At 58.1% G+C, this 18,920-nt stretch carries 19 protein-coding genes; 17 read left to right on the forward strand and 2 right to left on the reverse strand.

Annotation, left to right across the window (positions count from 1 at the left end; genetic code table 11):
• Positions 1-549: 549 nt before the first annotated feature.
• A complete protein-coding gene (gene queE / locus KHQ23_RS15470; protein WP_002915210.1) occupies positions 550-1,221 on the forward strand; it encodes a 7-carboxy-7-deazaguanine synthase QueE in 672 nt (223 codons plus the stop codon).
• Between the two features lie 40 nt (positions 1,222-1,261).
• Here the strand turns inward: queE and queD are convergent, their stop codons facing one another.
• Entirely contained in the window at positions 1,262-1,627 is a 366-nt protein-coding gene (gene queD, locus KHQ23_RS15475; protein WP_004174641.1) for a 6-carboxytetrahydropterin synthase QueD, read from the reverse strand.
• Positions 1,628-1,943: 316 nt separating this feature from the next.
• Here queD and cysJ point away from each other — a divergent pair, with 316 nt between their 5' ends.
• The 3 genes from cysJ to cysH all read left to right on the forward strand — a co-directional run bounded on the left by cysJ (position 1,944) and on the right by cysH (position 6,288).
• Positions 1,944-3,743: an NADPH-dependent assimilatory sulfite reductase flavoprotein subunit gene (cysJ, locus tag KHQ23_RS15480; RefSeq protein WP_211776847.1), complete on the forward strand. Its 1,800-nt coding sequence runs from the start codon at positions 1,944-1,946 to the stop codon at positions 3,741-3,743.
• Positions 3,743-5,455 carry an assimilatory sulfite reductase (NADPH) hemoprotein subunit gene (gene cysI / locus KHQ23_RS15485; protein ID WP_032434988.1) on the forward strand — a complete coding sequence of 571 codons (1,713 nt, stop codon included), beginning with the start codon at positions 3,743-3,745 and terminating at the stop codon, positions 5,453-5,455. The genes cysJ and cysI overlap by 1 nt, the downstream gene beginning before the upstream one ends.
• 98 nt (positions 5,456-5,553) lie before the next feature.
• On the forward strand, positions 5,554-6,288 hold the full coding sequence (cysH, locus tag KHQ23_RS15490; protein ID WP_032434986.1) for a phosphoadenosine phosphosulfate reductase: 735 nt from the start codon (positions 5,554-5,556) through the stop codon (positions 6,286-6,288).
• Positions 6,289-6,360: 72 nt separating this feature from the next.
• Here the strand turns inward: cysH and KHQ23_RS15495 are convergent, their stop codons facing one another.
• A complete protein-coding gene (locus KHQ23_RS15495; protein ID WP_004174643.1) occupies positions 6,361-7,407 on the reverse strand; it encodes an aminopeptidase in 1,047 nt (348 codons plus the stop codon).
• Positions 7,408-7,653: 246 nt separating this feature from the next.
• Between KHQ23_RS15495 and cysG the strand changes: the two genes are divergently transcribed.
• The 13 genes from cysG (at position 7,654) to rpoS (ending at position 18,884) form a co-directional block, all read left to right on the forward strand.
• Positions 7,654-9,060, forward strand: coding sequence for a siroheme synthase CysG (gene cysG / locus KHQ23_RS15500; protein WP_073553611.1), 1,407 nt, complete (start codon positions 7,654-7,656; stop codon positions 9,058-9,060).
• Positions 9,061-9,069: 9 nt separating this feature from the next.
• On the forward strand, positions 9,070-9,978 hold the full coding sequence (gene cysD, locus KHQ23_RS15505; protein ID WP_002915160.1) for a sulfate adenylyltransferase subunit CysD: 909 nt from the start codon (positions 9,070-9,072) through the stop codon (positions 9,976-9,978).
• Between the two features lie 9 nt (positions 9,979-9,987).
• A complete protein-coding gene (cysN, locus tag KHQ23_RS15510; protein ID WP_004181094.1) occupies positions 9,988-11,415 on the forward strand; it encodes a sulfate adenylyltransferase subunit CysN in 1,428 nt (475 codons plus the stop codon).
• Positions 11,415-12,020 (forward strand): adenylyl-sulfate kinase, encoded by a 606-nt coding sequence (gene cysC, locus KHQ23_RS15515; RefSeq protein WP_002915158.1) that lies wholly within the window; start codon positions 11,415-11,417, stop codon positions 12,018-12,020. The genes cysN and cysC overlap by 1 nt, the downstream gene beginning before the upstream one ends.
• Before the next feature lie 50 nt (positions 12,021-12,070).
• Positions 12,071-12,397, forward strand: coding sequence for a DUF3561 family protein (locus tag KHQ23_RS15520; protein ID WP_002915157.1), 327 nt, complete (start codon positions 12,071-12,073; stop codon positions 12,395-12,397).
• 140 nt (positions 12,398-12,537) lie between these two features.
• Positions 12,538-12,855, forward strand: a complete 318-nt coding sequence (gene ftsB, locus KHQ23_RS15525; RefSeq protein WP_002915156.1) for a cell division protein FtsB — start codon at positions 12,538-12,540, stop codon at positions 12,853-12,855.
• Positions 12,856-12,874: 19 nt separating this feature from the next.
• Positions 12,875-13,585 (forward strand): 2-C-methyl-D-erythritol 4-phosphate cytidylyltransferase, encoded by a 711-nt coding sequence (gene ispD / locus KHQ23_RS15530; RefSeq protein ID WP_004151063.1) that lies wholly within the window; start codon positions 12,875-12,877, stop codon positions 13,583-13,585.
• Positions 13,585-14,064 (forward strand): 2-C-methyl-D-erythritol 2,4-cyclodiphosphate synthase, encoded by a 480-nt coding sequence (ispF, locus tag KHQ23_RS15535; RefSeq protein WP_004181093.1) that lies wholly within the window; start codon positions 13,585-13,587, stop codon positions 14,062-14,064. The genes ispD and ispF overlap by 1 nt, the downstream gene beginning before the upstream one ends.
• Positions 14,061-15,110, forward strand: coding sequence for a tRNA pseudouridine(13) synthase TruD (gene truD / locus KHQ23_RS15540; protein WP_004185423.1), 1,050 nt, complete (start codon positions 14,061-14,063; stop codon positions 15,108-15,110). The genes ispF and truD overlap by 4 nt, the downstream gene beginning before the upstream one ends.
• The gene (gene surE, locus KHQ23_RS15545) at positions 15,091-15,852 is read left to right on the forward strand and encodes a 5'/3'-nucleotidase SurE (protein ID WP_004142750.1); all 762 of its coding nucleotides are present in this window, start codon (positions 15,091-15,093) and stop codon (positions 15,850-15,852) included. The genes truD and surE overlap by 20 nt, the downstream gene beginning before the upstream one ends.
• A complete protein-coding gene (locus KHQ23_RS15550; protein WP_002915108.1) occupies positions 15,846-16,472 on the forward strand; it encodes a protein-L-isoaspartate(D-aspartate) O-methyltransferase in 627 nt (208 codons plus the stop codon). Before surE ends, KHQ23_RS15550 begins: the two co-directional genes overlap by 7 nt.
• Positions 16,473-16,597: 125 nt before the next feature.
• On the forward strand, positions 16,598-17,734 hold the full coding sequence (nlpD, locus tag KHQ23_RS15555; RefSeq protein ID WP_004149542.1) for a murein hydrolase activator NlpD: 1,137 nt from the start codon (positions 16,598-16,600) through the stop codon (positions 17,732-17,734).
• A 157-nt stretch (positions 17,735-17,891) separates the two neighbouring features.
• Positions 17,892-18,884, forward strand: coding sequence for an RNA polymerase sigma factor RpoS (rpoS, locus tag KHQ23_RS15560; protein ID WP_002915106.1), 993 nt, complete (start codon positions 17,892-17,894; stop codon positions 18,882-18,884).
• The last annotated feature ends 36 nt before the right edge of the window (positions 18,885-18,920 follow it).

The raw sequence follows: 18,920 nt of genomic DNA on the forward strand, positions 1-18,920 counted from the left end.
CCTGCTTATTCGCACCTTCCCTAACGCGGCACCGCCCAGAAACCCCGTAACGCCGGTAATGAATAATGTGGTCATAAACGCTATCTCATTATGGTTGGTCTGCGGGATTCTAGGCGGGCAAAAGTAAACGACAATTAAATAAAAAAGGGGCCCGATCAGGGCTTTATTAAGACCAGTTTAAGGTTATTATTACCGGGGGATAGAATTGGACTCGCAGATCGGCCAGATAATTCACTCTTTCATGTATCAGTTTGTACATTACTGTATTTTAAGGTTTTTTATTTTGGTTCTTGGACCTTTTATTTTATCCTGAATGACAGGAATAACATTTTTTGTTACATATTTCCCCCCGCGCGTCAGAATGCTATTTATTTTAATTCTTATCATGCTAATAAACTAAGCCAAAAGAAAAGATTGCCTTTTTAATCAATAATATTATTCCCGACACGGATATTGACGGAGGGGTAAAAAAGCGATCGCAGCGCAGGACAAGACCTGGGCAGCGAAATCTGCGATAATGAACGTTTATCACCCTAAACAGAGATGACTATGCAGTACCCGATTAACGAGATGTTCCAGACCCTGCAAGGCGAGGGTTACTTCACCGGCGTGCCTGCCATCTTTATTCGTCTGCAGGGATGCCCGGTAGGATGCGCGTGGTGTGACACCAAGCATACCTGGGACAAGCTGGCCGATCGGGAAGTGTCGTTGTTCAGCATCCTGGCGAAAACCAAAGAGAGCGACAAGTGGGGCCCGGCAAGCAGCGAGGATCTGCTGGCGATTATTGGGCGGCAGGGGTGGACAGCCCGCCACGTGGTCATTACCGGCGGTGAGCCCTGCATTCATGATTTAACGCCGTTAACCTCGCTTCTGGAACAAAACGGCTTTAGCTGTCAGATTGAAACCAGCGGCACCCATGAAGTACGCTGCAGCCCCAATACCTGGGTGACGGTTTCCCCGAAGGTCAACATGCGCGGTGGCTATGACGTGCTGTCTCAGGCCCTGCAGCGGGCGGATGAGATCAAGCATCCGGTAGGGCGCGTCCGCGACATAGAAGCGCTGGACGAACTGCTGGAAACGCTGAGCGATGACAAACCGCGGATCATCGCCCTGCAGCCGATCAGTCAGAAAGAAGATGCGACGCGCCTGTGTATCGACACCTGCATCGCCCGCAACTGGCGCCTGTCTATGCAGACGCACAAGTATCTGAATATTGCCTGATAAAAAAGCCCGGCAGCGTACTGACCGGGCTTTTTTTCGCTTACTCGCCGCGATAGACGCAGCCGGCGGTGCAGGTCTCTTTGACCATCACGGCGCTCAGCAGCGGCACCCGCGGTTTCATCTCATCCCAGATCCATTTGGCCAGCACTTCGCTGGTGGGGTTTTCCAGACCAGGAATATCGTTCAGATAATAGTGGTCGAGGCGATCGTATGTCGGCTTAAAGGCGGCCTTCAGCTCGGCAAAATCCATGATCCACCCGGTATGGGGATCGACTTCACCGGTGATCTCCAGACGCACCATAAAGGAGTGGCCATGCAGGCGACCGCATTTGTGTCCTTCCGGGACGTGCGGCAGGTGGTGGGCGGCTTCGAAGGTGAAATCTTTAAACAGCGTGGTGGACATCATTGACTCTCAACAGGACGAAAAAAACCGCCGTAGGGTACCGGAAAGTACATTTTTTCGCATTAACTAAAACGGCCGTGAACAGAAAATGGACATGTTTATCTGCTTTATTTGATTTAATCTCTTATATTTCAATTGCTTATTTAATCGATTTTGTTGTTAATAACTACAACTAAAACAGGTTAGTCCATTTGGTTATTTATTATTTCCATCCCTTCTTTAATTGTTACTATGCCCGCCGTTAACCTTCTATTCTCTTCTGTTTTTGTCGCGCTGACAGGGTGCGAATAACAGCTTTGCTTACTGGAACAAACGACGCATGACGACACAGGCCCCACCTTCCAACTTGCTGCCGCTCAACCCGGAGCAACTGGCGCGCCTTCAGGCGGCCACCACTGACTTCACGCCCACTCAGCTCGCCTGGGTATCTGGCTATTTCTGGGGCGTGCTGAATCAGCAGTCCGGCGCGGCGGTAGCCGCCCCCGCCCCGGCCGCCGAGGTACCGACGATCACGCTGATTTCCGCCTCGCAAACCGGCAACGCCCGCCGCGTCGCCGAAGCGCTGCGTGACGATCTGCTGGCGGCGAAGCTGAACGTGAAGCTGGTGAATGCAGGCGATTATAAATTCAAACAAATTGCTGCGGAAAAACTGCTGGTGGTAGTGACGTCCACCCAGGGGGAAGGAGAGCCGCCGGAAGAAGCGGTCGCATTGCATAAGTTCCTGTTCTCTAAGAAAGCGCCGAAGCTGGACGGGACCGCGTTCGCCGTCTTTGGTCTCGGCGATACCTCTTATGAATTTTTCTGCCAGTCCGGCAAAGATTTCGACAACAAGCTGGCCGAGCTCGGCGCGGAACGTCTGCTCGATCGCGTTGATGCCGACGTTGAATATCAGGCCGCGGCCGCTGAATGGCGCGCGCGCGTGGTTGAGGCGCTGAAGGCCCGTGCGCCGGTCGCTGCGCCCGCTCAGCTGGCCACCAGCGGCGCGGTGAACGATATTCACACCAGCCCATATACCAAAGAAGCGCCCCTGACGGCGACCCTGTCGGTCAATCAGAAAATCACCGGCCGCAATTCAGAAAAAGATGTGCGCCATATCGAAATAGACCTCGGTGATTCCGGTCTGCGCTATCAGCCGGGCGACGCCCTGGGCGTCTGGTACCAGAACGATCCTCAGCTGGTGAAAGAGCTGGTGGAGCTGCTGTGGCTGAAAGGCGACGAGCCGGTGACCGTTGAGGGTAAAACTCTGCCGCTGTCGGAAGCCCTGCAGTGGCATTTTGAGCTGACGGTTAACACCGCGACTATCGTTGAAAACTACGCCACCCTGACGCGCAGCGAATCGCTGCTGCCGCTGGTGGGCGACAAAGCTCAGTTGCAGCAGTATGCCGCCGCGACGCCGATCGTCGATATGGTCCGTTTCTCTCCAGCGCAGCTGGACGCTGAGGCGTTAATCGGTCTGCTGCGTCCGCTGACGCCGCGCCTGTATTCTATTGCTTCCTCACAGGCGGAAGTGGAGAGCGAGGTGCATGTCACCGTGGGCGTGGTGCGCTATGAAATTGAAGGCCGCGCCCGGGCTGGCGGCGCCTCCAGCTTCCTCGCCGACCGCGTGGAAGAGGATGGCGAAGTCCGTGTCTTTATCGAACACAACGACAACTTCCGTCTGCCAGCCAACCCGGAGACCCCGGTGATCATGATTGGCCCGGGCACCGGTATTGCGCCGTTCCGCGCCTTTATGCAGCAGCGCGCTGCGGACGGAGCGCAAGGCAAGAACTGGTTGTTCTTCGGCAACCCGCACTTCACCGAAGATTTCCTCTATCAGGTGGAGTGGCAGAGCTATATGAAGGAAGGTCTGCTGACCCGTATCGATCTGGCCTGGTCCCGCGATCAACAACAAAAAATCTATGTGCAGGACAAACTGCGCGAGCAGGGGGCCGAGCTGTGGCGCTGGATCAATGACGGCGCCCACATTTATGTCTGCGGCGACGCCAATCGTATGGCGAAGGACGTGGAAAACACCTTACTGGAAGTGATTGCCGAATACGGCGCGATGGACGCCGAAGCGGCGGACGAATTTTTAAGTGAGCTGCGCGTTGAGCGCCGTTATCAGCGAGATGTCTACTAATGAGCGAAAAACATCCGGGGCCTTTAGTGGTCGAAGGTAAACTGAGCGATGCCGAGCGCATGAAGCTTGAGAGCAATTACCTGCGCGGCACCATTGCGGAAGATTTAAACGACGGTCTGACCGGCGGTTTTAAAGGCGATAACTTCCTGCTGATCCGTTTCCACGGCATGTACCAGCAGGACGATCGCGATATCCGCGCGGAGCGCGCCGCCCAGAAGCTGGAGCCGCGTCATGCGATGCTGCTCCGCTGCCGTCTGCCGGGCGGGGTGATCACCACCACCCAGTGGAAGGCGATCGATAAGTTTGCCGCTGAGAACACCATTTACGGCAGTATTCGCCTGACCAACCGGCAGACCTTTCAGTTCCACGGCATTCTGAAAAAGAACGTCAAGCCGGTGCATCAGATGCTGCACTCGGTGGGGCTGGACGCGCTGGCCACCGCCAACGATATGAACCGTAACGTGCTGTGCACCTCCAACCCCTACGAGTCGCAGCTGCACGCTGAGGCCTACGAGTGGGCGAAAAAGATCTCCGAGCATCTGCTGCCGCGTACCCGCGCTTATGCCGAGATCTGGCTGGATCAGAAAAAGGTCGCCACTACCGACGAAGAGCCGATCCTCGGCCAGACCTATCTGCCGCGTAAGTTTAAAACCACGGTGGTGATCCCGCCGCAGAACGATATCGATCTGCACGCCAACGACATGAACTTCGTGGCGATCGCCGAAAACGGCAAGCTGGTGGGCTTTAACCTGCTGGTGGGCGGCGGTCTCTCTATCGAACATGGTAACAAAAAAACCTACGCCCGCACGGCGAGCGAATTCGGTTATCTGCCGCTGGAGCATACGCTGGCGGTGGCGGAAGCGGTTGTGACCACCCAGCGCGACTGGGGCAACCGTACCGACCGTAAGAATGCGAAAACCAAGTACACCCTTGAGCGCGTCGGTGTCGAAACCTTCAAAGCGGAAGTGGAGCGCCGGGCAGGCATTAAGTTTGAGCCGATCCGCCCGTACGAATTTACCGGCCGCGGCGATCGCATCGGCTGGGTGAAGGGGATTGATGATAAGTGGCACCTGACGCTGTTTATTGAAAACGGCCGCATTCTCGATTATCCGGGTCGTCCGCTGAAGACTGGCCTGCTGGAGATTGCTAAGGTCCATCAAGGCGAATTCCGCATCACCGCTAACCAGAACCTGATTGTCGCCAGCGTACCGGAAGATCAGAAGGCGCGGATCGAGAAGCTCGCGCGGGATCATGGCCTGATGAATGCCGTCACCCCGCAGCGCGAAAACTCGATGGCCTGCGTCTCCTTCCCGACCTGTCCGCTGGCGATGGCGGAAGCCGAGCGTTTCCTGCCGTCGTTTATCGACAAGGTGGAAGGGGTGATGAGCAAGCACGGCGTGAGCGATGAGCATATCGTCACCCGCGTCACCGGCTGCCCGAACGGCTGCGGCCGCGCGATGCTGGCGGAAGTGGGACTGGTGGGCAAAGCGCCGGGCCGCTATAACCTGCACATCGGCGGTAACCGCGACGGCACCCGCATCCCGCGGATGTACCGTGAGAATATTACCGAGTCGGAAATTCTCGACTCGCTAGACGAACTGGTAGGGCGCTGGGCGAAAGAGCGCGAAGCGGGTGAAGGCTTCGGCGATTTTACGGTGCGTGCGGGCATCATTCGCCCGGTGCTCGACCCAGCCCGCGATTTCTGGGAATAACATCCTGGTGCCCGGTGGCGCGTAGCGATCCGGGCCAGCGAAACCCGTAGGCCGGACGAACGCAGTGTCGTCCGGCAAAACAGGCAAACGAGGTTCATATGTCCGTACTCGATCTAAACGCGCTTAATGCATTGCCGAAAGTGGAACGCATTCTGGCACTCGCGGAAACCAACGCCCAACTGGAAAAGCTTGACGCCGAAGGGCGTGTGGCGTGGGCGCTGGAAAATCTGCCGGGAAACTATGTGCTGTCGTCGAGCTTTGGCATTCAGGCGGCGGTAAGTTTGCATCTGGTGAATCAGATCCGCCCGGACATTCCGGTGATCCTCACCGATACCGGCTACCTGTTCCCGGAAACCTATCAGTTTATTGACGAGCTGACGGACAAGCTCAAGCTGAACCTGAAGGTCTACCGCGCGGCTGAAAGCGCGGCCTGGCAGGAGGCGCGCTACGGCAAGCTGTGGGAGCAGGGCGTTGAGGGCATTGAGAAATACAATGAGATCAACAAGGTTGAGCCGATGAACCGGGCGCTGAAAAAGCTCAACGCGCAGACGTGGTTTGCCGGTCTGCGCCGCGAGCAGTCGGGCAGCCGGGCTACGCTTCCGGTGCTGGCGGTCCAGCGCGGGGTGTTCAAGGTGCTACCGATTATCGACTGGGATAACCGCACGGTGTATCAGTACCTGCAGAAGCACGGGCTGAAGTACCATCCGCTGTGGGATCAGGGCTATCTCTCGGTAGGCGATACCCACACCACCCGCAAATGGGAGCCGGGCATGGCAGAAGAAGAGACCCGGTTCTTCGGGCTTAAACGCGAGTGCGGATTGCACGAGGGTTAAGCTGTTAGCTCTTCCTCTGAGTGATAATTCAAAAAGAACACGCGGGCGATACCGCGCGTTCTTTTGTGCGTATTAGCTTTTCTTCTCCACCTTCGCCAGCTCTTTCACCAGCGGCAGCATGACTTTCACTACCTCGCGTCCGCGGTGTTCGATGCGCCCGGGCAGCGCGTGGTCGATATACTGCTGATTATCCAGCTGGACGTCATGCCAACTGGTTCCCTGCGGGAAACTGGCCGATTTGCTCCGCTGCTGATAGCCATCTTTTTTGCCGAGTGACCAGTTAGTCGCCTCGACCGACAGCACCGGGATCCCGGCGTTGTCGAAGACGCTGGCGTCATTGCAGCAGCTGGTGCCTTTCGGATAAGCCGGATTGAGTCCCGGGTTGGTGTAGGCGGCGATGCCCTTGCTGCGAGCGATAGCCAGCGCGCGATCGCGGGTCAGCTTGCGCACCGAGGCCGGCGTGCTGCGGCCGCTGTTGAAATAAAGCTTATCGCCCACCACCAGATTATCGAGATTGATCACCAGCAGGGTATTTTTCTTTTCCGCTTCGCTCATCCGCTGCAGCAGGTTTTGCGCGCCGAGACGGCCTTCCTCTTCACCGCTGGTGGCGATAAAGCGGATGCCATAGCGGGTAGGGACGTTCTTTAAATGCTCCGCCAGCTCCAGCAATACGCCAAGTCCCATCGCGTTGTCGTCGATGCCCTGCAGCGTCAGGCCGCCGAGGTTGTTCTCCACGTCTTTATCGCTCTGCGGCGCATAGGTGTCGAGGTGTGCCATGATAATAATCTGCTGGCGCACTTTACCTTCATGGGCGGCGATCACCGTACTGCCGGTGGCGTTATGCCAGTTCTTACGCTGATTGCTGTCGGTATAGATATAGCGGGTATTGAAGCTTCGCACGTCGCTCTGATACCCCATCAGGGCGAACTGCTGGCGCAGATAGTCAGCTGAGAGCATTTCCGGCGGCGTTCCGGTCATTCGTCCCGGGAAGACGGTGGCGATATGGCGGGCCTGGCTACTGGCGGTGTCGCCCAGCGCGCTGAATGCGGGGGCGGCGGCAAAAACAAAACCGGTGCCGAGCGCCAGCGGAAGCAGACGGCGGCACAACGCGGAAAACATAAGGGGTCCTTACACGAACAAGACAATTTGACGCGTACAGTATGAAACTGTGACCGCGGTTAAACAATTTCAATTGCTCTTAAATAGCGGAAAAATAGCGCGTTAAGCACTTTTTGATATTTGTATTTCCGCCGCGTTATTCCTTTGTGTCACAACTCATTCCATTTCGTAATTTCATTTGCTCTAAGGCGCACCCTATAGTCGCAGTATCGCTGAATGTAAGAGAGTTGTTGCACCGTGGATTACTTGCCCCTTTTTGCCGAACTGAAACAAAGGCCCGTGCTGGTGATCGGCGGCGGCGAGATTGCTGAACGTAAGATCAAGTTCCTGCTGCGCGCCCAGGCGCAGGTGCAGGTGGTCGCTGAAACGCTGTCACCGGCGCTGGCCGATCTGGCTGCGCGCCAGGCACTCAGCTGGCGGGCGACGGAATTCAGCGACTCGCTGGTGGATGATGTCTTTCTGGTGATTGCGGCCACCGAGGATGATGCGCTTAACCAGCGGGTATTTGCGGCAGCTAACGCGCGCTACCGGTTGGTCAACGTGGTGGATAACCAGGCGCTGTGCTCGTTTGTTTTCCCTTCTATCGTCGACCGTTCGCCGCTGCTGGTGGCGATCTCCTCCAGCGGTAAAGCGCCGGTGCTGTCGCGCATTCTGCGTGAAAAAATCGAAGCGCTGCTGCCGACGAATCTCGGTCGGCTGGCGGAATCAGCAAGCTACTGGCGCAACCATCTGAAAACCCGCCTGACGACTACCGAAGCGCGTCGCCGCTTCTGGGAGCGCGTCTTTACCGGCCGCTTCGCCAGCCTGATGGTGGCGGGCAACTCAGCGGAGGCGGAAAAGGCGCTGCAGGATGAGCTGGATAAGCCCGAACGTGAGACGGGAGAAATTATTCTGGTCGGCGCCGGGCCGGGCGATGCCGGGCTGCTGACCCTTCGCGGTCTGCAGGCGATCCAGCAGGCGGACGTGGTTTTCCACGATCATCTGGTGACTCAGCCGGTTCTCGAGCTGGTGCGCCGCGATGCCGAGCTGATCTGCGTTGGCAAACGCGCCGGCGAGCATTCGGTGCCGCAGCATGAAACCAATCAGCTGCTGGTGGAGGCGGCGAAGGCGGGGAAAACCGTCGTGCGCCTGAAGGGCGGCGATCCGTTTATTTTTGGCCGCGGCGCAGAAGAGCTGCAGGCTGCCGCCGAGGCGGGGATCCCGTTCCAGGTGGTGCCGGGCGTCACCGCAGCCGCCGGAGCGACGGCCTACGCCGGTATTCCGCTGACCCATCGCGATTATGCGCAAAGCGCCGTCTTTGTCACCGGCCACTATAAGCCGGACAGCGCCCCCTTCGACTGGTCGCTGCTGGCGAAGAGCCAACAAACGCTGGCGATCTACATGGGCACCATGAAGGCAGCGGAAATCAGCGCCCAGCTGATCGCCCACGGTCGCGACAGCGACACGCCGGTGGCGGTGATTTCCCGTGGCACCCGTGACGATCAGCAGACGATAACCGGCACATTGCAACAACTCGAACACCTGGCGAAAGACGCCCCGATGCCCGCCCTGCTGGTGGTAGGCGAAGTGGTGCAGCTGCATCAGCAGCTCGCCTGGTTTCAACATACATCATCCGCCGAGGGGTTTAACGCTTCGGTGGTCAATCTGGCTTAAGGAACGGTTATGGACCAAAAACGACTCACTCACCTGCGGCAACTGGAGGCGGAAAGCATCCATATTATTCGTGAGGTGGCCGCCGAATTTTCTAACCCGGTAATGATGTACTCCATCGGGAAAGATTCCAGCGTAATGCTGCATCTGGCGCGCAAAGCGTTTTATCCGGGAACCCTGCCGTTCCCGCTGCTGCACGTCGATACCGGCTGGAAATTCCGTGAGATGTATGAGTTCCGCGACCGGACCGCTAAAGCCTACGGCTGTGAACTGCTGGTGCATAAAAACCCGGAAGGGGTGGCGATGGGTATCAACCCGTTTGTCCACGGCAGCGCCAAGCATACCGATATCATGAAAACCGAAGGGCTGAAGCAGGCGCTGAACAAATACGGCTTTGACGCCGCGTTCGGCGGCGCGCGTCGCGACGAAGAGAAATCCCGCGCGAAAGAGCGCATCTACTCCTTCCGCGACCGCTTCCACCGCTGGGACCCGAAAAATCAGCGTCCGGAGCTGTGGCACAACTACAACGGCCAGATTAACAAAGGCGAAAGCATCCGCGTCTTCCCGCTCTCCAACTGGACCGAGCTGGATATCTGGCAGTACATCTATCTGGAAAATATTGAAATCGTGCCGCTGTATCTGGCCGCTGAGCGTCCGGTGCTGGAGCGCGACGGTATGCTGATGATGATCGATGACGACCGTATCGATCTGCAGCCGGGCGAGGTGATTGAAAAACGGATGGTGCGTTTCCGTACCCTCGGCTGCTGGCCGCTGACCGGCGCGGTGGAGTCTGAAGCGCAGACGCTACCCGAAATTATTGAAGAGATGCTGGTATCGACCACCAGCGAACGTCAGGGGCGCGTCATTGACCGCGACCAGGCCGGCTCGATGGAGCTGAAGAAACGTCAGGGGTATTTCTAAGGAGCCGCCATGAACACGACCATTGCCCAACAAATTGCCAACGAAGGCGGCGTAGAAGCTTACCTGCACGCGCAACAGCACAAGAGCCTGCTGCGTTTTTTGACCTGCGGCAGCGTCGATGACGGCAAAAGCACCTTAATTGGCCGCCTGCTGCACGATACGCGCCAGATCTATGAAGACCAGCTCTCTTCGCTGCACAACGACAGCAAGCGTCACGGCACCCAGGGCGAAAAGCTGGACCTGGCGCTGCTGGTGGACGGCCTGCAGGCTGAGCGCGAGCAGGGCATCACCATTGACGTGGCCTATCGCTACTTCTCGACCGAAAAGCGCAAATTTATCATCGCCGACACCCCGGGGCACGAGCAGTACACGCGCAATATGGCCACCGGCGCGTCAACCTGCGACCTGGCGATCCTGCTGATCGATGCGCGCAAAGGCGTGCTCGACCAGACCCGCCGTCACAGCTTTATCTCTACGCTGCTGGGCATTAAACACCTGGTGGTAGCGGTCAACAAAATGGATCTCGTCGAGTTTAGCGAAGCGCGCTTCAACGAGATCCGGGAAGATTATCTGACCTTTGCCGAGCAGCTGCCGGGCAACCTTGATATCCGCTTTGTGCCGTTGTCGGCGCTGGAAGGCGATAATGTCGCCAGCCAGAGCGCGAATATGCCGTGGTACAGTGGCCCGACGCTGCTGGAGGTCCTCGAAACCGTGGAGATCCAGCGGGTGGTTGAGAGCCAGCCGCTGCGCTTCCCGGTGCAGTATGTTAACCGTCCGAACCTCGATTTCCGCGGCTTCTCCGGCACGGTCGCCTCCGGTACCGTGCAGGTTGGCCAGCGTCTGAAGGTGCTGCCGTCGGGCGTCGAATCGAGCGTGGCGCGTATCGTCACCTTCGACGGCGACCTGCAGGAAGCCGCCGCCGGCGAAGCCATTACCCTTGTGCTGAAAGATGAAATCGACATCAGTCGCGGCGACCTGCTGGTTGACGCGCAAGCCTCGCTGCCGGCGGTACAAAGCGCCAGCATCGACGTGGTGTGGATGGCCGAACAGCCGCTGACCCCGGGCCAGAGCTACGACATCAAAATCGCCGGCAAGAAGACCCGCGCTCGCGTCGACGCTATCCGCTACCAGGTCGATATTAACAACCTGACCCAGCGTGAAGTCGAGTCTCTGCCGCTGAACGGCATCGGCCTGGTGGAGCTGACCTTTGACGAACCTTTAGTGCTGGATCCGTATCAGCAAAACCCGGTGACCGGCGGGCTTATCTTTATCGATCGCCTGACCAACGTCACCGTCGGCGCCGGGATGGTCAACGAGCCGCACCTGCAGGCATCGACTTCGGCATCACAGTACAGCGCCTTCGAGCTGGAGCTGAACCAGCTGATCCGTAAACATTTCCCGCACTGGGACGCCCGCGACCTGCTGGGAGGCAAATAATGGCCCAGCATGACGAAAACGTCGTCTGGCATGCCCACCCTGTGACCCAACAGCAGCGGGAACAGCATCACGGCCATCGCGGCGTGGTGCTGTGGTTTACCGGCCTTTCGGGGTCGGGTAAATCCACCGTCGCTGGGGCGCTGGAGGAGGCCCTGCATGAGCGCGGCGTCAGCACCTATCTGCTGGACGGCGATAACGTGCGCCATGGCCTGTGCAGCGACCTGGGATTCAGCGATGAGGATCGCAAAGAGAACATTCGCCGCGTCGGGGAAGTGGCCAGGCTGATGGTCGATGCCGGGCTGGTGGTATTGACGGCATTTATATCTCCGCACCGTGCGGAACGGCAGATGGTGCGCGAGCGCCTCGGGGAAGGACGCTTTATCGAAGTGTTCGTCGATACCCCGCTGGCCATCTGCGAGGCGCGGGATCCGAAAGGATTGTATAAGAAAGCGCGGGCAGGGGAATTACGCAATTTCACCGGTATAGACTCGGTCTATGAGGCACCGGAAAAGGCGGAAATTCATCTGGATGGTGAACAATTGGTAACAAATTTGGTGCACCAACTATTAGACCTGCTGCAACAGAGCGATATTATCAGATCCTGAAACGGCAGCGGCATCGAGGGGTGCCGGTTGCCCGGTCTACAGGATTCGATATGCGCAATACCCAGAACCTCAGTATTATTCGTTCAGAACCGCCTCCGGCGATCGGCGACGAGACCACCTGGTCTTTGTCGGGCGCTGCCGTGGGCTTTATTTCGTGGCTGCTGGCGCTGGGTATTCCCTTCCTTCTCTATGGCAGTAATACACTCTTCTTTCTCCTCTACACCTGGCCATTCTTCCTTGCGTTGATGCCGGTGGCGGTGGTGGTCGGTATTGCGCTGCACTCTCTGCTCAATGGCAAACTGCTCTATAGCGTCAGCGCGACCATCCTGACCGTTGGGCTGATGTTTGCGCTACTCTTCCTCTGGCTGTTGGGATAACCCGTTGCTGGTATGAATCAAGCATGGGTATCGACAGCAAAAATATGGTACAGTCCCCGCGTTACGCGGCATCGTCCGCGCGCCCCGGTAGCGTACCCGGGCGAGTTTTGGGATGATGATGCCGTTTTTCAGGGGGCAGGATGGGTAAACTAACGCTGCTATTATTAGCTTTGCTGGTCTGGCTACAGTATTCGCTGTGGTTCGGTAAAAACGGCCTGCATGACTACACGCGGGTTAACGACGACGTCACCGCCCAGCAGGCGACTAACGCCAAATTAAAAGCACGCAACGATCAGCTGTTTGCCGAAATTGACGACCTCAACGGCGGGCAGGAAGCGATTGAGGAGCGTGCGCGCAATGAACTCAGCATGACCCGCCCGGGCGAAACCTTCTATCGTCTGGTACCGGATGCGTCTAAACGCAATCAGGCATCGGGGCAACAGCAGAACAATCGATAACCAGGCCCAGGATTACAACATGGCAGCCACTTTTCCGGGCGTTTGCGCCGTGGTGCCGGCAGCCGGTTTCGGCCGCCGCATGCAAACGGAATGCCCGAAACAATATCTCTCAATCGGTAACAAAACGATTCTCGAACACGCGGTCGCCGCGCTGCTGGCGGATGCGCGCGTCCAGCGGGTGGTGATTGCCGTCAGCCCCGGCGATCGCCGCTTCAGCCAGCTGCCGCTGGCGCAGCATCCGCAGATTACCGTGGTGGATGGCGGCGCCGAGCGTGCCGATTCGGTGCTCGCCGGCCTGCAGGCGTTGCCGGAGGCGCAGTGGGTGCTGGTGCATGACGCCGCGCGCCCCTGCCTGCATCAGGACGACCTCAGCCGCCTGCTGTCGCTCTGCGAAACCAGCCGCGTCGGCGGGATCCTTGCGGCGCCAGTGCGCGACACCATGAAGCGCGCCGAGCCGGACAAAACCGCTATCGCCCATACCGTCGACCGCAATGACCTGTGGCATGCGCTCACCCCGCAATTTTTCCCTCGCGAGCTGCTGGTGGATTGCCTCACTCGCGCGCTAAACGAGGGAGCCACTATCACCGATGAAGCCTCGGCGCTGGAGTACTGCGGCTTCCATCCGCAGCTGGTCGCCGGACGCGCGGATAATATTAAAGTGACGCGCCCGGAAGACCTGGCGCTGGCTGAATTTTACCTCACCCGTTCCCGACACCAGGAGAAAGCTTAATGCGAATTGGACATGGTTTTGACGTACACGCTTTTGGCGGTGAAGGCCCAATCATCATTGGCGGGGTACGCATTCCTTATGAAAAAGGGCTGCTGGCCCACTCCGACGGCGACGTCGCGCTGCATGCGCTGACCGACGCGCTGCTTGGCGCCGCGGCGCTGGGCGATATCGGCAAGCTGTTCCCCGATACCGATCCGGCGTTTAAAGGCGCCGATAGCCGCGAACTGCTACGCGAAGCATGGCGCCGCATTCAGGCCAAGGGCTATACGCTCGGCAACGTCGACGTCACGATTATTGCCCAGGCGCCGAAAATGCTGCCGCATATTCCGCAGATGCGCGTCTTTATCGCTGAGGATCTCGGCTGCCATATGGACGACGTCAACGTGAAAGCGACCACCACCGAGAAGCTCGGCTTCACCGGCCGCGGGGAAGGGATCGCCTGCGAAGCGGTTGCGCTGCTGCGTAAGGCCGACAAATGATCGCCTTTGACCAACTGACCTGGCTGCACGGCAAGCCGCAGAGCAGTGGGCTGCTGAAAGCCAATCCGGAAGATTTTCTGGTGGTGGAAGATCTGGGCTTTGCCCCGGACGGCGAAGGCGAACACGTGCTGGTGCGGATCCTGAAAAACGGCTGCAATACGCGCTTTGTCGCCGACGCGCTGGCAAAATTCCTTAAGATCCACGCCCGTGAAGTGAGCTTCGCCGGGCAAAAAGATAAGCACGCGGTCACCGAGCAGTGGCTGTGCGCCCGGGTGCCCGGCAAAGAGATGCCGGACCTGAGCAAATTTCAGCTCGAGGGCTGCCAGGTACTGGAATATGCTCGCCATAAGCGTAAGCTGCGTTTAGGCGCGCTGAAAGGCAACCAGTTTACCGTGATCCTGCGCGAGATTAGCGATCGCCAGGACGTGGAGACGCGTCTGCAGGCCATCGCTGAACGGGGAGTGCCGAACTATTTCGGCGCGCAGCGCTTCGGCATTGGCGGCAGTAACCTGCAGGGCGCCCTGCGCTGGGCGGAGAGCGGCGCGCCAGTGCGCGATCGCAATAAGCGCAGTTTTTGGTTGTCGGCAGCCCGCAGCGCGTTGTTTAATCAGCAAGTGAGTATTAGATTAAAAAAAACGGAATTTAATCAGGTCGTTGATGGCGATGCGCTACAATTAGCGGGGCGCGGGAGCTGGTTTGTCGTCACACCGGAAGAACTCGAGGTTTCGCAGGCGCGGGTGCATAACCGCGAACTGATGATTACGGCCACGCTGCCGGGCAGCGGCGACTGGGGAAGCCAGCGCGACGCCCTGGCTTTCGAGCAGGCCGCGATCGCCGAGGAAACCGCGTTGCAGGCGCTGCTGGTACGGGAGAAAGTCGAGGCGGCGCGCCGGGCGATGCTTCTCTATCCACAGCAGCTCAGCTGGAACTGGTGGGATGACGTAACCGTTGAACTGCGTTTCTGGCTGCCGGCGGGCAGCTTCGCCACCAGCGTGGTCAGGGAGCTTATCAATACAACGGGTGACTATGCGAATATTGCTGAGTAACGATGACGGGATCCATGCGCCGGGGATACAGACCCTGGCGAAGGCCTTAAGGGAGTTTGCCGAGGTCCAGGTGGTTGCACCCGATCGTAACCGCAGCGGGGCCTCAAATTCGCTGACGCTGGAATCGTCCCTGCGTACGTTTACCTTTGAAAATGGCGACATCGCCGTCCAGATGGGCACCCCGACCGACTGTGTCTATCTCGGCGTGAACGCGCTGATGCGCCCGCGTCCGGACATCGTGGTTTCCGGCATTAATGCCGGCCCCAACCTGGGCGACGACGTCATCTATTCCGGCACCGTGGCCGCGGCGATGGAAGGCCGTCATCTGGGGTTCCCCGCGCTGGCCGTGTCGCTGAACGGCTATCAGCATTACGATACCGCCGCGGCGGTAACCTGCACCATTCTGCGCGCCTTAAGCCGCGAGCCGCTGCGTACCGGGCGGATCCTTAACATCAACGTGCCGGATCTCCCGCTTGATCAAATCAAGGGCATTCGCGTGACCCGCTGCGGCAACCGCCATCCGGCCGACCAGGTGATCCCGCAAAAAGATCCGCGCGGCAACACCCTGTACTGGATTGGCCCGCCGGGCGATAAGCGCGATGCCGGGCCGGGCACCGATTTTGCGGCAGTGGATGAAGGCTATGTTTCCGTGACGCCATTGCACGTCGATTTAACCGCCCATCAGGCGCATGAGGTGGTCACCGATTGGCTGGAACGTGTCGGGGTTGACAGGCAATGGTAAGTAAACGTGTTGAAAGTTTGTTGAATCAACTGCGCACGCAGGGCATCGTCGATGAACGTGTCCTCGAGGCGATCGCGCTGGTCCCGCGCGAAAAGTTTGTTGATGAAGCCTTTGAACATAAAGCGTGGGAAAACACCGCGCTGCCGATTGGCCAGGGGCAGACCATCTCCCAGCCGTATATGGTGGCGCGGATGACCGAGCTGCTGACGCTGACGCCGGAGTCGCGGGTGCTGGAGATCGGCACCGGTTCCGGCTACCAGACGGCCATCCTGGCGCATCTGGTGCATCACGTATGCTCGGTAGAGCGAATTAAGAGTTTACAGTGGCAGGCGCGTCGTCGCCTGAAACAACTTGATTTACATAATGTTTCAACCCGTCATGGCGATGGGTGGCAAGGTTGGCAGGCGCGGGCGCCGTTTGATGCCATTATTGTGACGGCGGCGCCGCCGGAAATACCGACCGCGCTGCTGGCGCAGCTGGATGATGACGGCGTGCTGGTGCTGCCGGTCGGCGAAGAGCATCAGTTTCTCAAACGGATCCGTCGTCGGGGCAACGAATTTATCATTGATACCGTCGAGGCCGTTCGCTTTGTTCCCCTGGTGAAGGGGGAGCTGGCCTGAGACCCGGATTATTCCAGGTTTTTTTTGCCTGACTTTAGGCGTAGGGTGGACACATTTTTCAGTGTCCTGGCCGGGCGCCGCCCGGTAAGCAAGATATTGGCAGTTAACATATTCCTGGGGGATAAATGAGCGCGGGAAGCACCAAATTTACCGTCAGCCGTATTGCGGCTCTTTCACTGGTTTCACTCTGGCTGGCCGGGTGTACCAACACCAATAATCCGCCTGCGCCGGTTAGCTCTGCCGGCGGCGCCGCCTCTTCCAGCACCAACTCCGGCATGCTGATTACGCCGCCACCCTCCGGCGTCAAGTCCGCTCCTCAGGCGCAGCCGATTCAGCCGATGCAGACCCAGACCATTCAGCCGCAGCCGGCGCCGGTGGCGCAGGAGCCGGTACAGACGGTAAATGGCCGGATCGTTTACAACCGCAAATATGGCGATATTCCGAAAGGTAGCTATACCGGCGGCAGTACCTATACGGTAAAACGCGGCGACACGCTATTCTATATCGCCTGGGTCACCGGCAACGATTTCCGCGACCTGGCGCAACGCAACAATATCCCGGCCCCGTACGCGCTGAACGTGGGGCAGGTACTGCAGGTCGGTAACGCCTCAGGCCAGCCGATCACCGGCGAAAACGCCGTTTCTCAGGCCAGCGCCAGAGCGAGCGGCGGTGCGACGACCAGCACAACTTCTGCACAAAAATCGACCGCGGTGGTTGCTTCACAACCGACTATTACGTATTCTGAATCTTCAGGTGAACAGAGTGCTACCAAGATGTTGCCTAATAATAAACCAGCGACCACGACCACAACGGTTGTCGCGCCGGTGACGGCACCAACAACGGTGAGCACAACCCAGCCGACTGCAAGCAGTACGTCAACCAGTTCGCCGATCTCAGCATGGCGCTGGCCGACTGATGGCAAGGTTATCGAGAACTTTAGCGGCGCGGAAGGCGGCAATAAAGGTATCGATATTGCAGGCAGTAAGGGACAGGCTATTGTCGCGACCGCCGATGGGCGCGTCGTCTATGCCGGTAACGCACTGCGCGGCTACGGTAATCTTATTATCATCAAACACAACGATGATTACCTGAGTGCCTACGCTCATAACGATACCATGCTGGTTCGGGAGCAACAGGAAGTCAAAGCGGGGCAGAAAATCGCTACCATGGGTAGCACCGGAACCAGCTCAACAAGATTACATTTTGAAATTCGTTACAAGGGGAAATCCGTCAACCCGCTGCAGTACTTACCGCAGCGATAATTTGGCAAAGTACGGATAAGCGAAGCATCAGCTAACAGGCGCCAGGGCGGTGTCTACGTTCCTCTCGCAGAGAGGGCAGGGGAAATCGTCCAGGCGTCGTTTGTTGATGTGCCGTGGAAGGTGCTTTGCTCAGGGATCACGGGTAGGAGCCACCTTTATGAGTCAGAATACGCTGAAAGTTCATGATTTAAATGAAGACGCGGAATTTGATGAGAACGGAATTGAGGTTTTCGACGAGAAAGCCTTAGTAGAAGAGGAACCCAGTGATAGCGATCTGGCTGAGGAAGAGCTGCTGTCGCAAGGCGCAACCCAGCGCGTACTTGACGCCACTCAGCTTTATCTTGGAGAGATTGGTTATTCCCCACTGCTGACCGCGGAAGAGGAAGTCTATTTCGCGCGTCGCGCACTGCGTGGTGATGTCGCTTCACGCCGTCGCATGATTGAAAGTAACTTGCGTCTGGTGGTGAAGATTGCCCGTCGTTACAGCAATCGTGGTCTGGCGCTGCTGGATCTGATTGAAGAAGGTAACCTCGGCCTGATCCGCGCCGTTGAGAAGTTTGACCCGGAACGTGGGTTCCGTTTTTCGACCTACGCGACCTGGTGGATCCGCCAGACTATTGAACGGGCGATCATGAACCAAACCCGTACGATCCGTTTGCCGATCCATATTGTTAAAGAGCTGAACGTCTATCTGCGTACCGCGCGCGAGTTGTCCCATAAGCTGGACCACGAGCCTAGCGCGGAAGAGATCGCCGAACAGCTGGACAAACCGGTCGATGACGTCAGCCGTATGCTGCGTCTGAACGAGCGCATCACCTCCGTGGATACTCCGCTGGGTGGCGATTCAGAAAAAGCGCTGCTGGATATTCTGGCCGATGAGAAAGAGAACGGCCCGGAAGACACCACGCAGGACGATGATATGAAGCAAAGTATCGTCAAATGGCTGTTCGAACTGAACGCCAAGCAGCGTGAAGTTCTGGCACGTCGTTTTGGTCTGCTGGGTTATGAAGCTGCCACGCTGGAGGATGTGGGCCGTGAAATTGGCCTGACCCGCGAACGCGTGCGGCAGATCCAGGTGGAAGGTCTGCGTCGCCTGCGGGAAATTCTGCAGGGACAGGGGCTGAATATCGAAGCGCTCTTCCGCGAATAAGACGTTTTCTGTCAAAAAGGCCCCCTCGAAAGTCGG

This window comes from Klebsiella sp. 64 (genome assembly GCF_018223915.1).
GTDB lineage: Bacteria > Pseudomonadota > Gammaproteobacteria > Enterobacterales > Enterobacteriaceae > Klebsiella > Klebsiella pneumoniae.

What these genes read in the sequence shown, in the direction of transcription:
- queE (WP_002915210.1), top strand. Translation starts at nt 550, where the DNA reads ATGCAGTACCCGATTAACGAGATGTTCCAGACCCTGCAAGGCGAGGGT.
- queD (WP_004174641.1), bottom strand. Translation starts at nt 1,627, where the DNA reads ATGATGTCCACCACGCTGTTTAAAGATTTCACCTTCGAAGCCGCCCAC.
- cysJ (WP_211776847.1), top strand. Translation starts at nt 1,944, where the DNA reads ATGACGACACAGGCCCCACCTTCCAACTTGCTGCCGCTCAACCCGGAG.
- cysI (WP_032434988.1), top strand. Translation starts at nt 3,743, where the DNA reads ATGAGCGAAAAACATCCGGGGCCTTTAGTGGTCGAAGGTAAACTGAGC.
- cysH (WP_032434986.1), top strand. Translation starts at nt 5,554, where the DNA reads ATGTCCGTACTCGATCTAAACGCGCTTAATGCATTGCCGAAAGTGGAA.
- KHQ23_RS15495 (WP_004174643.1), bottom strand. Translation starts at nt 7,407, where the DNA reads ATGTTTTCCGCGTTGTGCCGCCGTCTGCTTCCGCTGGCGCTCGGCACC.
- cysD (WP_002915160.1), top strand. Translation starts at nt 9,070, where the DNA reads ATGGACCAAAAACGACTCACTCACCTGCGGCAACTGGAGGCGGAAAGC.
- cysN (WP_004181094.1), top strand. Translation starts at nt 9,988, where the DNA reads ATGAACACGACCATTGCCCAACAAATTGCCAACGAAGGCGGCGTAGAA.
- cysC (WP_002915158.1), top strand. Translation starts at nt 11,415, where the DNA reads ATGGCCCAGCATGACGAAAACGTCGTCTGGCATGCCCACCCTGTGACC.
- KHQ23_RS15520 (WP_002915157.1), top strand. Translation starts at nt 12,071, where the DNA reads ATGCGCAATACCCAGAACCTCAGTATTATTCGTTCAGAACCGCCTCCG.
- ftsB (WP_002915156.1), top strand. Translation starts at nt 12,538, where the DNA reads ATGGGTAAACTAACGCTGCTATTATTAGCTTTGCTGGTCTGGCTACAG.
- ispD (WP_004151063.1), top strand. Translation starts at nt 12,875, where the DNA reads ATGGCAGCCACTTTTCCGGGCGTTTGCGCCGTGGTGCCGGCAGCCGGT.
- ispF (WP_004181093.1), top strand. Translation starts at nt 13,585, where the DNA reads ATGCGAATTGGACATGGTTTTGACGTACACGCTTTTGGCGGTGAAGGC.
- truD (WP_004185423.1), top strand. Translation starts at nt 14,061, where the DNA reads ATGATCGCCTTTGACCAACTGACCTGGCTGCACGGCAAGCCGCAGAGC.
- surE (WP_004142750.1), top strand. Translation starts at nt 15,091, where the DNA reads ATGCGAATATTGCTGAGTAACGATGACGGGATCCATGCGCCGGGGATA.
- KHQ23_RS15550 (WP_002915108.1), top strand. Translation starts at nt 15,846, where the DNA reads ATGGTAAGTAAACGTGTTGAAAGTTTGTTGAATCAACTGCGCACGCAG.
- nlpD (WP_004149542.1), top strand. Translation starts at nt 16,598, where the DNA reads ATGAGCGCGGGAAGCACCAAATTTACCGTCAGCCGTATTGCGGCTCTT.
- rpoS (WP_002915106.1), top strand. Translation starts at nt 17,892, where the DNA reads ATGAGTCAGAATACGCTGAAAGTTCATGATTTAAATGAAGACGCGGAA.